The sequence below is a fragment of the Rohdeia mirabilis genome (genome assembly GCA_007750655.1).
Classification (GTDB): Bacteria; Planctomycetota; UBA1135; order UBA1135.
In genome coordinates, this window is the sequence record CP036290.1 from 1,098,728 (window position 1) to 1,114,105 (window position 15,378).

Below are 15,378 nucleotides of genomic sequence, written 5' to 3' on the forward strand. Positions count from 1 at the left end.
CCGCGCCCGTGTGGCGCTCGGGCCGAGCGCTCCGTCGTGCCGGCGCCGTTCCCTCGGGTGCCGGGTCGCCGCCCGACCACCTCCCGACGGTCGAGCCGCTGACGGTCAAGCCGCCGACGGTCAGGCCGCCGACCGGACGCACGGCTCGCCCGGTGAGCCGTGCGCCTGCCGTGCGGGAGCGGGTGCGTCCGGCTGGAGTCGCGCCCATCTGGGGCTCTCACCGCCCGCGGGCTCCCGGGGTCGCGTCCGTTCCCGCGGGCGCCGCTCGCCGACCCCGTGGAGGCAGCACACCGGTCCGCCGCTCAAGGCGCGGCCCTTCCGTCCGACACCACGGGCGTGGAACCCTTGCGCCACGTCAGCCGCACGCGCGGCGAGCTTCCGCCCTCCGGACAGGGCGGATCCGGCTCCGTGGAGCGCGCCGTGGCCGGTCCCGCGGCCGGCGTCGAGACGCGCGTCCGCGTCCTCGCCGATCTGGGCCAGAAGGCCTACGCCGTGCGCCTCGTCGATCGGCCGGTCGCGCTCGTCGTCCAGAGCGAACGTCCGCTCGTGGTCGGCGGAACCGTCGAGGTCGGAGTCGTGCAACCCGAGCGGCCGCCGGTGCTGCTCGCCGTGGCGGACGCCGCCGTGGACCGCGGTTCGGCCGCTGCCGCTCGCGCCGCCGCCCGCACGGCCGGTGTGCCGTTCGAAGCGTTCGTCGACGGTGCGGTTCGCTCGGCACCCGCTGGCGGCGCAGGTGTTCCGCCGGGCCCGACGACGCAGGTCTCCACCGGCGCCGTGGACGTCGTGCGCAGCTTGCTCGTGCAGGGAGCCGCCGTTCCCGCCGACGCGGTGCAGCGCACGACGCGCGGCGCGACCGTGTCGCTCGCGGGCACGCAGCTCGCGGTCGGCATCGACGGCGCGTCCGCGCCGCCGGGTGGTGTCTACGTCGTGGCGCGCGCCGCTCGGCCCGCCGTGGTCGAGCAGCTCGGCGAGGTACGGACGACCGAGCACGGTCCGCCGCGTTGGCTGGGGCCGCTGCTGCACCGACTCGTGCCGAGCGACGGCCGCGCACCCGATGCCGGCGAGCAATTGGTCCGCCTGGCGCGCCTCCTGCGTGCGCGCGGCGCCATCGCCGGTGGTCACGATCCCGCGTCGAAGGAGGTGCTGCACCGCATCCAGCAACAGCTCGCACCGCCGACGGGTGGCCACGATCTCGCGCGGCGACTCGCGACCGGCGGCACGCGTTTCGAGCTGCGCGCGCGCGAACTCGCCGCTGGCAACGGCGCCGCGTTGAGCGACGATCTGCGGACCGCGCTCGCCTCGCTCGCCGAGCAGAACCTGCCCAAGTCGGTGCGCGAGGTGCTCGTTCGCGCGCTCGAACACCTGACGACGCACGCGCTGCTCGTCGCCGCGCGCGCCGAGGCCGGTGAAGCCCCCTGGTACCCGTTCCCGCTTTCCGACGGCGACGGTGCGGCCACCGCCTGGATGCGTTGGCGGCACGGCGCACCGGGAGCGAACGGCGAGGCGAGCGGACTCCTGCGCGCCGAGATCGCCGTCGAGTTCAGCGGCACCGGACCCGTGCACGTGGACGCCGCGCTCACGAAGGAGCGCGTCGCCGTGCGCATCGCCGTGGCGCGCGAGGACGTGCTCGAACGGGTGCGCGCCGCGACCGCCGAACTCTCCGAACGCCTCTCGACGACGGGCCGCGCCGTGCTGTTCGGCGCGTCGCTCGAGCCGGCGGAAGCCCTGCGCGTCGACGCCGATCGACCGCCCGAAGCCGGCCCGCGGGGCTGGGTGGACGCGGTCGGATGAAGAACGCTCCGGACGCGAACCCGGCTGGCGATCGGCCGCAGCACCGACGCGCGGTCGCGGTGCGCTACGACGCGGCCTCGGGCGCGGCGCCCAAGGTCGTGGCCGGGGGACTGGACCACGCCGCCGACCGCATTCGCGAAGTGGCCGCCGAGCACAACGTGCCGCTGGTCGAGGACGCGGACCTGGTCGCACTGCTCGCGGCCTGCGACATCGGCGAGCAGATCCCCGAGGACCTGTTCGAGGTGGTCGCCACGCTGCTGGCCTTCCTCTACGAGTTGAACGGCGAGCTGAAGGGCGCGTCGAAGAGCGCGTAGCGCCGCCGACTCCGGCGCGGTGTGCGACGTCTCTCGGCGCGCGCGTGCCGCACCGGTCGCGCGACACGTCGGCGTACCGTTCTGATCCGAGCCGCTCCGCGTACACGGCCCCGAGTGACGCGTCCGGGAGTTTCGCAGCGGCGGAGACTCGCGCGGGTGTGCGCGGCGCTCGCGCGTCGCCCGCGCGCCACTTCGGGTCGAGTCCGGCGCGTCGAGGCCGGATGGAGCACCAGCGCGCGAGTCGCGTAGCTCCGCGGACACGGCGTCGATTCACGCGTCGGGGAGTTTCGCCGCGGCGGAGACTCGCGACCGCTCGGGCATCGGCCGCGTGCCCGCACCGCTCGGGCGCGTTCGGGTCGGATACCGGGTCGGCGGGAGACGCTCGTCGGCGCTCCTGGTTGATCGCCGCGCCGGGTCGGCTACCTTCGACGCCGTCATGCCGTTCGTCGACTCCACCCGCCCGCGCCTCGCCCTGACCGTCGGCGACCCCGCCGGCATCGGCCCCGAGATCGTGCGCGCCGCGCTCGACGATCCGCGCTCGACCGCCGACTGCGACCTCGTCGCGATCGGCCCCGCCTCGGCGCGACCGGACGGCGTCCCGACCTGGGACGGACGCGACGGACTGCAGCTCAACACGCTGCGCGGCGCGATGTGGCTCGAGACCCCGTGCGACGACGACGCGCTCGAAGTGGGCAAGGTGAGCGCGACCGGCGGCGCCGCGGCCCTCGCCGCCCTGCGCGCGGCGACCGATCGGTGCCTCGCGGGCGCGCTCGACGGCATGGTCAACGCGCCGGTCAGCAAGGAGGCGCTGCACCTGGCGGGGGAGAAGGTCGAGGGCCAGACCGAGTTGCTCGGTCGCTGGTCGAAGGCGCCGCGCATGCAGATGCTCGCGATCAGCGGTCCGCTGCGCGTGTTGCTGTTGTCGCGCCACATGCCGCTGCGCGACGCGCTCGATCTGATCACCACGGAACGCGTCCTCGAGCACCTGTCGATCCTGCACGACGGCCTGTGTGAACTCGGATTCGAGCGTCCGCACCTCGGACTCGCGGGCCTCAATCCGCATGCCGGCGAGAACGGACTGCTCGGCACCGAGGACCGCGATGTGCTCGTGCCCGCCGCGGAGGCCGCGCGCGCGAAGGGACTCGACGTCACGGGACCGCTGTCACCCGACTCGATCTTCGTGCGTGGCTCGAAGGGCGAGTTCGACGGCATCCTCGCGCTCTACCACGACCAGGCGTTCATCCCGACCAAGCTGCTGCGCCCCGACGGCGGCATGACCGTGCTCGTCGGCATGCCGTTCGTGCGCGTAAGTCCGGCCCACGGCACCGCGATGGACGTGGCCGGCAAGGGGATCGCGCGCCCCGACAACCTGATCGAGTCGATCGTGCAGGCCGCCGAATGGGCCAGCCTGCGTCGTGCGCGCCGCATGCGCCAGCGGACGGTCTGATCGGTACGGCGTCAGGCACGCAGGTGCCACCTGGCGCCTGAGTCCCTGCGAATCGCAGCGCCGTCGGCGCCAGGTGGCACCTGCGTGCCTGACGCCGTACCGATCAGACCGTCCGGTGCGCGAGCCAACCCGCGAGCGCGGTCAACGGCAGCGTTGCGAACCAGCTCTCGCCCGCGACCACGGCGCAGATCGCAAGCACGAGCGCCGCGCCGGTGAACAGGCGGGCGAGGTGCGTGGCTCGCGCGCGGCGCGCACCGAGGGCCGCGGCGCCGAGCGCGGCGAGGGGCAGGCTGACCAGCGCGTCCCGATCGGCGTCGAAGAGCGCGAACGGTGCTCGCGACCACAGCGAATCGGCCACGGGCGCGACGTGGACGAGTCCGCTCGCGGCCGGTTCGCTCAGGGGCACGAGCGCAGCGGCGGGAAGAACGACGGCGGCCGCGCACCAGACGACCCAGGACGTGCCCGCGAGGTCGGCTCGGGGCGGCGCGTTCGGTGCATCGGTCCTCGCTCCGAGGTGCTTCGCGCCGGACCTCGCCTCCGCTGGCGCTCGAGCGTTCCCGTTCGCCGCGCCCGCGACCGTCGCCGCGTCCGCGCGATCGGACGCTTCGTTCGCCGCGACGTCCATCGTCGAGCGCTCGGATCGATCCGCTGCTCCAGTCGTCGCGTCGTTCGACGTCGCCGCCTCGGCGCGATCAGCCGCCTCGGTCACAGTGCCGTCCAGCGTCGAGCTTCCGGAGCGATCCACCCCTCCACCCGCCGCGTCGTCGACCGCAGCACACCTCGCGCCCTCCGAGGATCTACAGCGGAGTCCGACGGCCGTCCCCAGCGCCAGCGCGAGCGGCAACGCGCCACTGCCGAACGCCGCACCCACGACGACCCAGTGGGGGAGTGCCTCGCGCAGCGCCCCGTGCCACCCGCCCTCGAACCGTGCGAACCACGGCGCCAGGTCACGGCCGACGCCCGCGGTGATCGCGGCGTCGAAGTGGTCGCGCAGGGCGACGACGCCGAGCAACAGGGCGAACGCCGACGTTCCACCGAGTCGCGCGCGGCACGGGCGCCAGACGCGGAGCCGCTCGAACGCCCGGCGGCCCAGTTCAACGGCCGTCGGCCGCGCGGAGACCTGCGACGCTCCGCAGGCCCGCGCCACCACGAAGGCCCAGACCGCAGCCAACACGACCACCGCGGCCCCTGAGACCGCGGCGTTCACGGCGCGCTCTCGTCGTGGACCCGCTCGAACAGGAACTCGCGCCAGCCGACCGTGCACTCGGGCGCCAGTTCGCGCGCGCGGCGCAGCACGTCGGCGCGCGTCGGTTGCGGCACCTCGACGAGGAAGTCGTCGTCCATGGCCGCGAAGTCGATGAAGAACGCGCCCGGGGTGGTCGCTTCTCGGCGTTCGACGTGCACGACGTCGAAGCCGACGCGACGCGCCACCGCGACCAACGCGTCCACCGCCACCGGCTCGTGATCGGTCGTGCGCCGCTGTCCGCGCGCCAGGCTCGGCGGCTCTTCGAACTCGGCCAGCGCGCGGGCGAGCGCCGGTTTCCAGTGCGCGTCCGGTTGGTGGCGCTGGGCGTCGTCCGCGACCCGGTGCCACCACAGGTTGAACGCGACGTGTCCACCGGGCAGTGTCGCGCGGGCGCAGGCTTCGAGCGCGGCGTCGAGGTCCGCCAACTGCAGGGCAGCGCTCGACACGACGCAGGCGGCGGGCGCGACACGGCGCGCGGCGACCAGGTCGCCGAGCTCCTCCGCTCGCCCTGCGTGCAGCTGCCCCTTGACCACTCCCAAGGGCCGGAGCCGCTCGAGCGCCACGCCGAGCATCGCGGGCGCGGGGTCCACGAGCGCGAGGTCCGCTGCTCGCCACGGCCGCGACCTTTCGAGCGCGCGCTCCGAGACGAGCCCCGTGCCCGCGCCCAGATCGATCAGACCTCCGGCCGCGCCGTCCACCGCTCCGCTCGCGCGCACGAGCCGTTCGAGCAACCGGTCCGCCAGCTCGGTGAAGACCGGCTGACGGCGCACGAGCTCGCCGTAGGCCCGCGCGCGCGCGTCCCACACGGCGATCGTCCGTGCGCCCTTCGATTTCGGATCCCGGTCGGTCATGCTGCGTGCTCCCCGCCATCCGGGGCGCCGCGAGTTTCGCACATGAACGACGAGTACCCTCCGAAACGCGCCGCGGACTGGTCCCAGCGCTACCGCGATCACGACACGCCGTGGGACGTGGGCGGGCCGCATCCCGAGCTCGCACGCCGCATCGCCGCCGGTGAGCTCGCCCCCGAGCGCGTCGCCCCGAACAGCACCGAGCCCCACGCGCTCGTGCCCGGGGCCGGCTACGGGCACGACGCTCTGGCCCTCGCGCGGGCCGGGTGGCGGGTCACGGCGCTCGACTTCGCGGAGGGCACCAAAGCCGCCCCGGCGCGCGAACTCGAGTCCCTGGGCGGTCGCTTCCTGGCCGAGGACGCCCTCGCGTTCGGCGCCCCGGTCACGCCCGACTTCGGCCGCTACGACCTCGTCTTCGACCACACGTTCTTCTGCGCGCTGCACCCCGACGAGCGGCCGCGGTGGGGAACGATGGTGGACCGCTGCCTCGCGCCGCGTGGCGAACTGGTCGCCATCGTCTTCCCCGGTGGCAAGCCGCACGCGAACGGTGGACCGCCCTGGGGCACCGAACTCGAGCACGTGCTCGCGGCCCTCGGCGACGGTTTCGAGTGCACGCTGCACGAGCCGGTGCAGGAGACCCTCGAGCGCCGCGACTGGGCCGAGTTCTGGGGCCGTTTCCGCCGCAACCGCTGACCCCGCCGCCCGCGAAAGACTCCCATGCGACCCGGCGTTCTCCTTCTGAATCTCGGCACGCCACAGGCGCCGACCCGCGCGGCGGTGAAGCCGTACCTGCGTCAGTTCCTGTCCGACCCGCGCGTGCTCGACGTGGCCGCGCCGCTGAGGGCGTTCCTCGGCGGCTTCCTGATCCCGACCGTGCGCTCCAAGCGCTCGGCCCAGGCCTACGCGTCGATCTGGACCGACGAGGGATCGCCGCTGCTCGTGCACTCGCAGGCTCTCGCCGCGGCGTTGCGCGAACGTCTGGACGGCCTGCAGGTCGAGCTCGGCATGCGCTACGGCGAGCCGTCGATCGAGCGGGCGTTGGCTGCGCTCGAGGGCTGCGATCCGATCGTGACGGTGCCGCTCTATCCGCAGTACGCGTCGAGTTCGACCGGCACCGCTCTGGAAGAGGTCTACCGCGTCGCCGGATCGGCCTGGAACACGCCGTCGCTCGTCGTCGTGCCGCCCTTCTACGACCACCCGGCCTTCATCGACTCGGTGGCGACGGTCGCGCGTGAACACCTGGCGGGCTTCGACGCCGACTTCGTGCTGTTCAGCTACCACGGCCTGCCCGAGCGGCACGTCAGGAAGAGCGATCCGACGGGCGCGCACTGCCTGGCGGACCGTTCGTGCTGCGACGCGATCGTGCCCGCCAACGCGAGCTGCTACCGCGCGCACTGTTTCGCCACGACGCGCGCCTTGATCGAACGCATGGGCCTCGATCCCGAGCGCACCGAGACCTCGTTCCAGTCGCGCCTCGGCCGCGATCCGTGGATCCCGCCCTTCACCGACGAGGTGATCGAGGAGTTGGCCGGTCGCGGCGTGAAGCGCTTGGCCGTGCTGTGTCCGTCGTTCGTGGCGGACTGCCTCGAGACGGTCGAGGAGATCGGCATCGAGGGCGCGCACGCGTTCCGCGAGGCGGGCGGCGAGGACTTCGCGCTCGTGCCTTGCATCAACGCGCACGCGACGTGGGCCGACGGGCTCGCGCGCATCGTGGTGGATGCCCTGCCGACGGATCACCGCGCGTGAGCGGCGGCCCGACGATCGCCGACGCCCTGCTGCGCTCCGAAGCGCGCTGCGGCGACGCGCGCGGCTACGTCGGTCCGGAGGGAACGCGCACCTACGCCGAGCTCGCGAGCGGTGCGCGCCGCGCGGCCCAGGCCCTGATCGAGCGCGGCGTACGGCCCGGCGAACGGGTGGTGCTCGCGGCCGAGAACGGGCTCGACTTCCTCGAGTGGACGTTCGCCGTCGCCTGGTGCGGCGCGGTGCTCGTGCCACTCAACTGGCGCCTTGCCCCGCGCGAAGTGGCCGGCCTGTTCGCGCTGTGCGAGCCGCGCGCGGTGGTGCGCCAGGGCGCGTTCGACGAGTTGGTGCGCGCGGCGCTCGCGGACCACGGCGACGCAGCGGACTCCATCTGCGTGCTCGACGCCAACGAACGCGCGACCGTCGAGGCCGGCGCCCCGCACCGATCCGACGAGAACGACCTCGCGCACCTGTACTGCACGAGCGGCACGACCGGCGAACCGAAGGGCGTCGAGCTGAGCCACCGCAACGTCTGCCAGCACGCGCTCTGCGCCATCTGCGAGCTCGAACTCACCGATCGCGACGTGTGGGGTCACGTGGCGCCGATGTTCCACCTGGCCGACGCGTGGGCCACGATCGCGATCACGTTCGCGGGCGGCGTGCACACCGCGCTGCCGCGCTTCGAGCCGCGCGCCGCGCTCGAGCTGTTCGAACGGCGCCGCGTCACCGTCACGAACCTCGTGCCCACGATGTTGGCGCTGATGGTCGCCGACGAGTCGATCGGCGCGCGAGACCTGTCGGCCTTCCGGTTGGTCCTGTCGGGCGGCGCGTCGATCGCCCCCGAGACCGTGCGCCGCGTCGAAGCCGCGTTCCGCTGCGAGTACGTGCAGACCTACGGCATGACGGAGACCAGTCCGTACCTGACGCTCAGCCGCCTCGGGCCGATCGAACGCGCGCTGCCCGAGGACGAACGCTTCCGCTACCGCGCGCGCACCGGCCGCCCGTTCCTCGGCATCGAGCTCGAGGTCGTCGACGCGGACGGGAACCAGGTTCCCCGCGACGACGCGACCGTCGGCGAGATCCGCGTGCGCGGCGCGACCGTCACGCGCGGCTACTGGCGGCGGCCCGATCTGACCGAGCAGGTGCTGCGCGGCGGTTGGCTGTACACCGGCGACCTCGCGCGCATCGAACCGCGCGGCTTCGTCGAGATCGTCGACCGCGCGAAGGACATGGTCGTGACCGGCGGCGAGAACGTGTACACGACCGAGGTGGAGAACGCGTTGTTCGAGCACCACGCCGTGATCGAGGCCGCGGTCTACGGCGAGCCCGATCCCGTCTGGGGCGAGATCGTCTGCGCGGCGGTCGTTCTGCGGGACGGCGAGGGCTCGGACGCCGAAGCCCTCGAGCGCCACTGCCGCGCGCGCCTGGCGGCCTACAAGTGCCCGCGTCGCTTCCGCATCCTGGACGGGCTCCCGCGCACGGGCTCGGGCAAGATCGCGAAGCGTCTGTTGCGCGAGGGGCGCGACGGCGGCGCGCTCCCGAGCTAGTGGTGTGATTCGCTCTGTCGAGGCACTTCGGCGTTCCGTTCGAGATGCGATGCAAGGCGCGCCGACGACTCGCCCCCTCTTCCATGGGGACCGGGCTCTCGGGTCTCGAAGGAGGCCTGACGCAAGAGCGCGCCCGTACGGGACGCTGCCGACACCAGGGGAGACCGTGCCCCGAGAGAGCGATTCGCACCACGAGGGCGAAGGACGCACGCCGACCGCCTCCGATCGGGCCCGCCGCGCCGGGTCGGATCGCGCCGCGACGGATCGCTCCGGGCAGCCGCTACACTCGTCCGCGCGCCGCCTCGAGCGCGAGTTGGGGCTCCAGCGCGCGCCACCCGTCGCCAGGCTCGCAGCCGGGCTCGCTGCCGGGCGCGGCGCGCGACCGAAGCCGTCCACGAACGCCATGATCCACCACCTCGTCGCTCCGATCCGGCCCTCGTGGCTGCGTCTCGGCCTGTTCGGGCTCGCGGTCGCGGTGTGCGCGAGCTGCGCCAGTTGCGGCTCCGATCCCGCGCCCGCCCCGGGTCCCGGCGGCAGCTCGCCCGCGGCGCCGAACGGTACCCCGAACGGTGGCGGGACGCCCGCTGGGGGCACGCCGCCTCGGGTCACGGCCGCGAAGGACGCCACGCCGGTCTACACCTACCGCGTCGTCAACAGCTTCCCGCACGACGCGAACGCGTTCACCCAGGGGCTGCTCTTCCACGACGGCTTCCTGTACGAGAGCACCGGCCAGGTGGGCGAGTCCTCCCTCCGGCGCGTCGATCTGGTCACCGGCGACGTGCTGCAGAAGGTCGACGTGCCCGGGGTCTTCTGCGAGGGCCTCGTGCTGGTGGGGGACACGCTCTTGCAGCTGACGTGGAAGAACGGCGTCGGCTACCGCTGGGGGCTCGACGACTTCGACCAGCGCGGCACCTTCGACGTGTACGGCGAGGGCTGGGGCCTGGCCTACGACGGCACGCGGATCATCAAGTCGGACGGGACCTCGCGCCTGATCTTCTTGGACCCCGAGACCCAGAAGCCGACCAGTGCCGTGTCCGTGCGCGATCGCGGCGCCGCCGTGGCGAACCTGAACGAGCTCGAGTGGATCGACGGGTGCCTCTACGCGAACGTCTGGATGACCGACCGCATCGCGAAGATCGACGTCGAGACCGGCCGGGTCATGGCCTGGATCGACCTCGAAGGGATCATCGACCTCGCGCCCGAGCCCAGTTCCAACCCCGCGAACGTGCTCAACGGCATCGCCTGGGACGCCCGGGCCCGGCGCCTGTTCGTGACGGGCAAGGACTGGCCGAAGCTGTTCGAGATCGAGCTCCTGACCGCGGACGGCGAGCCGGCCCCCCTGGGCCACCCGCCCGCAGCGGACGCGACCGAGCCGGGCGAGTAGCGGGCGAGCGGCCGGAGCCGAGGCGGACCGGAGCGGGACGGGACACCTGCTTCAGGCGCGCGGACCCAGAGCCCGCGAACGGCCGAGTTCGGGCTCGAAGGGACCAGGCCGCGCCGTTCGCGACTTCGCGCCAGTGCGAAACGAAGCGGGCCTCGCGCTAACGGCCGTCGGTCGCGGCGAGGTAGTCTCCCCGCCTCGAAACGCCGCCATGCTGCAACGTGCCCGCCGAATCCGATTCCGCAGCGCCGCTTCGCCGGCTCTGTACCTCCTGGGTGTCTGGGGCATCGGCACCGGTATCGGCTGCCTGATCGCGGCGATCGCGGCGCACTTCGGCAACGCGCCCGTGGGCGTTCCCTTCGAGTACGTGCTGTTCGTCGCGACGCTCGTCGGCATCACGCTCTCGCACCGTCTGGCGCTGCCGATCGCGGCCTGCGGCATGGTTGCGGTGGGGGCGTTCAAGCTGCTCTCGGTCGAGGGCTTCTCGCTCGGCGCCCAGGTGCACCACGAGTGGATCATCCTGGGCGATCTCCTGGGGTTGTTGGTCGGGTTCGGCCTGCTCGCCGACCACTTCGAACGCTCCGGCATCCCCGAGCGCATCCCGAAGCTGCTGCCGAAGGGCGCGCCGGGTGCGTTCATGCTGCTGGTCGCCGTGTTCGTGCTGTCGGGCTTCCTCGACAACATCGCGGCCGCCATGATCGGCGGCGGCGTGGCGTCCACGGTCTTCAAACGCCGCGTGCACCTGTCGTACCTGGCGGGCATCGTCGTGTGCTCGAACGCGGGCGGAGCGGGCAGCGTGCTGGGCGACACCACGACCACGATGATGTGGCTCGACGGGATTCCGCCGACACACATGATCCCGGCCTACATCGGTGCCGCCGTCACGCTGGTGGTGTGCGGCATTCCGGCGTCGATCGTGCAGTCGCGCTATTCGCCGCTCGACACGAAGGTGCGCGTCGAGGAGCCGGTGTTCCCGATGCGGCTCGTGTGCGTGGCCGCGATCCTGGCCGCGGCCGTGACCGCGAACGTGCTGCGCAAGGGTCCGCTCGAGCCCTACGAGCACCTGGTGCCGCTGCTCGCGGTCGCCATCTGGGCGGCGCTGCTGCTGACGGCCCCGCTGGCGCGTCCGACCTGGTCGATCGTGCCCGGCCTGATGAAGACGTCGCTGTTCCTGCTCTGCCTGGTCTTCACGGCGTCGATGATGCCGCTCGAGAACCTGCCCGAGCCGACCGCGATGTCGGCGTTCGTCATCGGCGCGATCTCGGCCGTCTTCGACAACATCCCGCTCACGTCGCTGGCGCTCAACCAGGGCGGCTACGACTGGTCGCTGATGGCCTTCGCGGTCGGGGTCGGCGGCTCGATGTTGTGGTTCGGTTCTTCGGCCGGCGTGGCCCTGTGCACGCGCTTCCCCGCCGGTCGATCGACCGTCAACTGGGTCAAGCACGGCTGGCACATCCCGGTCGGCTACGGCCTCGGTTTCCTGACCCTGTACCTGCTGCACGGGTGGGTGCCGGACCCGCTGCACGGCGGGGCGGTGGGGCACGGTGACGAGCACGGCGCCGCCGTCGAGGAGGTGCTCGAGGCGCCGGCCGACGGTGAGGTCGAGTCGCCCGTCCGTGCCGGCCATCGCGTCGGCGAGTAGCGGTCGCGCGAGCGTCGCAGGCGCCAGCGCGCCGCTCAGTCCGAAGCGCTGGGCGACACCGACTCGCCGCTGAGCCACGCCTTGCGCTGGGCCTCCTTCTCGGCCTTCTTCTTCTCCTTGACGGCCTCGGGCGTGTGGGCGGCTTCGAGCTCGTTCCACACGCGGCGGCGCAGAGTCGTGACGGCGCGTGTGCGACGGGCCATGCGATCGCGACGGCTGGCGCGCAGGGCACGGCGGCGCGGCATGTGGCGCGTGCCGACCAGTCCGATGCAGGCCGCCGGTTCGAGGCCCGCGTCGAGCAGCGCTTCGTAGGCCTGGTGGCGCGCCGTCACGCGCTCGCGCAGTTGCGTCACGCGGATCGAGCGCCGCGACGGCGAGATGGACTGGAAGCCGGCGCGTTCCACCGCAACGCCCCAGACCTCGAGCGGCGCGCTCATGCAGGCTTCGAGCTCGCCGTCCAGTGCCCGTACGTTCCGAAGTTGGTCGCGCGCGACGCCGCGCAGCACTTCCTGGACCGAGATCGCCAGCAGCTGCCGCATGCCTTCGACCACGTCGTCCACCTCGATCAGCGCCTTCTCGATGTCCTCGATGCGCCACACGAGGTTCGCGCGCACCACGTAGACCAGGCCTTCCTCGGTGACGATGCGTTGGTTCTCGAGCTCCAGCGTGCGCGAACGCGTCGGCACGATCCGCGCCCGTTGGAGGAACGGGATCATCAGGTGGAAGCCCGGGTCGAGGCGCTTCTTCACGCGTCCGAACGAGAACAACAGGCCCGTCTGTCCCGAGTCCACCGTCGTCCCACAGGCGCGCACGAGACCGGCGACCGCGGCGGCCGTTACGAACGGGTTCTCGCGCGCGAAGTGCAGGGTCTCGGCCCAGATCCACGCGCCGGCGCTCGCGAGCCAGCTGCTGACGCGCCGCAGCAGGGCGTCGGTCTCGCTGTCGCCGGTCGGGCCGTCACCCTTCACGGCGTCGCCGTCCTGCCGCGTGCCGCGACCCGTGCGACGCACCGCTCTCACTTGGCCTCGTCGTCCTTCTTCTTCTCGTCGTCGTCCTCGTCGGCGTCGAGGTTCTGGTCGTCACCGATCGGGTCCGTGTCGGCCTTGCGGCGCGCGGCGAGCTTGCGCGCCTGCTCGGCCTCCCAGGCCTCGTACTCGGTCTCGGTCGTCTCCTTGGCGGCGGCGAGTGCGCGGCGCTCGGCGCGCATGCCGTCGGGGTTCTCGGTCGGGTGGGTCGTCACGACCGCGCCCGTCACCAGCGCCACGGCCACGTCGGGACCGGTGCCGCCCGCGATGAGCTCGCGGTAGAGCTGATTGCGTTCGCGCGCCAGGAGGTCGAGCTGGGTGATCTCGAGCGTGGCGGGGGAGGGCGAGATGTTCGAGAAGCCGAGCTGCAGGATGCGCACGCCCCACTGCTCCTGCATCCGCACGAGGTCGTCGTCGCCGAGGATCTGCCCGATCAGCGCTTCGGTGTCCGTGATCGTCGCGCGGGTGTGGGCCGAGATCACGCGCTGGATCGTGACGACCACGCGGTTCTGCATGCCGGTGACCAGTTCGTCCACCTCGATCAGCGACTTGCGCAGGTTGGTGATCTGGTAGATGAGTTTGGCGTCCACCTCGTAGACCAGGTCGTCCGACAGCTGGATGACCTGGGGCTCGAGGTCCATCGTCGTGTGCTTGGTCTCTTCGACCCGGAAGCGCTGGATGATGGGCCACTTGAAGTGGATGCCGGGGCCGACGACGCCCTTGGCGCGGCCGAGCGTGAACTTGAGGGCGTGCTGGCCGTCGTAGACCACGACGAAGATGCCGGTGACGCCGGAGAGGAGCTCGAGGAACATGGGGCGCGAGTGTGACGGCTTCGGGGTCGGGATGCCAAGCGGGTAGCCTGGTCGCCATGGACGAGCCCCTCGAGAAGGTCCCGCGCGATCCCGCCGATGACTTCGGAAGCGAGGCGATCGCGCGCCGTCGGGCATTGGCCGAGCGGGCGGCGGGCGGAGCGCTGCCGCACCTGGCCGGGGCGCCGGTGGACCCGCGAACGGCGGCGGGGAACGTCGAGAACCTGATCGGCTACGCCCAGGTCCCGGTGGGTCTGGCCGGGCCGCTGCGCGTGGTCGGAGCGCAGGGGACCTACGAGGTCTACGTGCCGCTGGCCACGACCGAGGGGGCGATGGTGGCGAGCTACAGCCGCGGGATGGCGGTGGCGCGCGCGGCGGGCGGCGTGCGCGCGCGGGTCGTGAAGGACGGGCTGAGCCAGCACCCGATGCTCGTCTTCGAGGGGTTCGAGGCGGCGGTCGCGGCGCGGGACGTGGTGGCGGCGAGCTTCGACGAGCTGGCGGCGATCGCGAGCGAGGACACACGCCACGGGCGGCTCGTGTCGGCGGTGGGCGAGGTGGTGGGGCGGCGGCTGATCGTGCGCCTGGTGTTTCGGACCGGCGACGCGATCGGCATCAACATGGCCGCGCGCGCGACGGACCGGATCGCGCGCTGCTTGGCCGAGCGGACCGGGGCGCTCGAGTGCTACGTGCACGGCCAGGACGTGGAGAAGCGCGCGAACCAGCGGGCGCTGGTCGAGGGCCGCGGGCGCAGCGTCGTGGCCGAGGTCACGCTGCCGGCGGCGTTGGTGCGCGAGAGATTGCGCTGCGAGCCGAGCGCGTTGGCGAAGATCGCGCGCAGTTATGCGGTCGGGTACACGGGCCTCGGCACACAGAACTGGACCGTGCAGGCGGCCAATGGGTTGGTGGCGCTGATGATCGCCTGCGGCCAGGATCCGGCCTATGTGACGGAGTCGGCGACCGGGTGGTTGGAGCTCGAGGTGACGGACGCGGGGGAGCTGTATGCGGCCGTGTCGTTGCCGAGTCTGTTGCTCGGGACCGTGGGCGGCGGGAGCGGAAAGGGCACGGCCGCGGAGTGCCTCGCGATCCTGGGCGCGAGCGGCGCGGGCAAGGTCGAGCGCCTGGCCGAGGTGGCCGGAGCGATGGTCCTGTGCGGCGACCTGAGCTTGATGGCGAGCTTCGTCGCCGGGGACTTCGTGTCCGCGCACGAGCGGTTGGGAAGGAATCGGCCGGGGGGATCGAAGTGACGGATTCGATCGGTCGCTTCTTCCGGCGACTCGGCGTGGTGCGTCGAACCACCGATGCCAGGCCCGTGCCGAGTGAGGTTCCACAGTCTGGCCTTCAGCTCCTGCCGGCTGCCGTGGTTCACATCGCACGGAACGGAGCTGAGTGCGTCGTCGCAACGATGTCATCGCCAGGACTGAAGTATCCCCTCTGCGAGGTAGGCATCCCTGAGGTCCGTTCATGGCCTCTCGAGCCAGAACAATTGGGCTCCCTCGTTGCCGCTGCGATGTCGAGGACGTTGGAAGGTGTGAACAGCGATCCTCCCGGTCGCAACGCGCGGGACTGGCCCTCCTACCAGGTCAGCCGC

General features: G+C 72.5%; 13 protein-coding genes. 9 read left to right on the forward strand and 4 right to left on the reverse strand.

Translation table 11 applies throughout. From position 1 onward, the window contains the following. Positions 1–336: 336 nt before the first annotated feature. From Pla163_RS04045 to Pla163_RS04055, 3 genes are all read left to right on the forward strand, one after another. Positions 337–1,791 carry a flagellar hook-length control protein FliK gene (locus Pla163_RS04045; RefSeq protein ID WP_145183948.1) on the forward strand — a complete coding sequence of 485 codons (1,455 nt, stop codon included), beginning with the start codon at positions 337–339 and terminating at the stop codon, positions 1,789–1,791. Further along, positions 1,788–2,105: an EscU/YscU/HrcU family type III secretion system export apparatus switch protein gene (locus Pla163_RS04050; protein WP_145183951.1), complete on the forward strand. Its 318-nt coding sequence runs from the start codon at positions 1,788–1,790 to the stop codon at positions 2,103–2,105. Before Pla163_RS04045 ends, Pla163_RS04050 begins: the two co-directional genes overlap by 4 nt. Positions 2,106–2,541: 436 nt before the next feature. After that, a complete protein-coding gene (locus tag Pla163_RS04055; RefSeq protein ID WP_145183953.1) occupies positions 2,542–3,552 on the forward strand; it encodes a PdxA family dehydrogenase in 1,011 nt (336 codons plus the stop codon). Positions 3,553–3,655: 103 nt separating this feature from the next. Here Pla163_RS04055 and Pla163_RS04060 read toward each other — a convergent pair whose 3' ends face one another. Further along, positions 3,656–4,759 (reverse strand): hypothetical protein, encoded by a 1,104-nt coding sequence (locus Pla163_RS04060; RefSeq protein WP_145183956.1) that lies wholly within the window; start codon positions 4,757–4,759, stop codon positions 3,656–3,658. Next, positions 4,756–5,649 (reverse strand): methyltransferase domain-containing protein, encoded by an 894-nt coding sequence (locus Pla163_RS04065; RefSeq protein WP_145183960.1) that lies wholly within the window; start codon positions 5,647–5,649, stop codon positions 4,756–4,758. The genes Pla163_RS04060 and Pla163_RS04065 overlap by 4 nt, the downstream gene beginning before the upstream one ends. A gap of 42 nt (positions 5,650–5,691) precedes the next feature. Between Pla163_RS04065 and Pla163_RS04070 the strand changes: the two genes are divergently transcribed. From Pla163_RS04070 to Pla163_RS04090, 5 genes are all read left to right on the forward strand, one after another. Next, a complete protein-coding gene (locus Pla163_RS04070) occupies positions 5,692–6,339 on the forward strand; it encodes a methyltransferase domain-containing protein (RefSeq protein ID WP_145183963.1) in 648 nt (215 codons plus the stop codon). Between the two features lie 24 nt (positions 6,340–6,363). Then, on the forward strand, positions 6,364–7,392 hold the full coding sequence (hemH, locus tag Pla163_RS04075; RefSeq protein ID WP_145183966.1) for a ferrochelatase: 1,029 nt from the start codon (positions 6,364–6,366) through the stop codon (positions 7,390–7,392). Then, a complete protein-coding gene (locus Pla163_RS04080) occupies positions 7,389–8,933 on the forward strand; it encodes a class I adenylate-forming enzyme family protein (protein ID WP_419186306.1) in 1,545 nt (514 codons plus the stop codon). The genes hemH and Pla163_RS04080 overlap by 4 nt, the downstream gene beginning before the upstream one ends. A gap of 403 nt (positions 8,934–9,336) precedes the next feature. Then, complete coding sequence (locus Pla163_RS04085; protein ID WP_145183973.1) at positions 9,337–10,317, forward strand: glutaminyl-peptide cyclotransferase; 981 nt, start codon at positions 9,337–9,339, stop codon at positions 10,315–10,317. A gap of 208 nt (positions 10,318–10,525) precedes the next feature. Next, positions 10,526–11,956: a citrate transporter gene (locus Pla163_RS04090; RefSeq protein WP_419186307.1), complete on the forward strand. Its 1,431-nt coding sequence runs from the start codon at positions 10,526–10,528 to the stop codon at positions 11,954–11,956. Between the two features lie 35 nt (positions 11,957–11,991). On the opposite strand, the gene Pla163_RS04095 is transcribed toward Pla163_RS04090, so the two are convergent. Then, the gene (locus Pla163_RS04095) at positions 11,992–12,975 is read right to left on the reverse strand and encodes an SPFH domain-containing protein (RefSeq protein WP_145183977.1); all 984 of its coding nucleotides are present in this window, start codon (positions 12,973–12,975) and stop codon (positions 11,992–11,994) included. Continuing rightward, a complete protein-coding gene (locus Pla163_RS04100; RefSeq protein WP_419186308.1) occupies positions 12,972–13,793 on the reverse strand; it encodes an SPFH domain-containing protein in 822 nt (273 codons plus the stop codon). The genes Pla163_RS04095 and Pla163_RS04100 overlap by 4 nt, the downstream gene beginning before the upstream one ends. Positions 13,794–13,849: 56 nt before the next feature. Between Pla163_RS04100 and Pla163_RS04105 the strand changes: the two genes are divergently transcribed. Beyond that, positions 13,850–15,034 (forward strand): 3-hydroxy-3-methylglutaryl-CoA reductase, encoded by a 1,185-nt coding sequence (locus tag Pla163_RS04105; RefSeq protein WP_145183983.1) that lies wholly within the window; start codon positions 13,850–13,852, stop codon positions 15,032–15,034. Positions 15,035–15,378 lie beyond the last annotated feature (344 nt).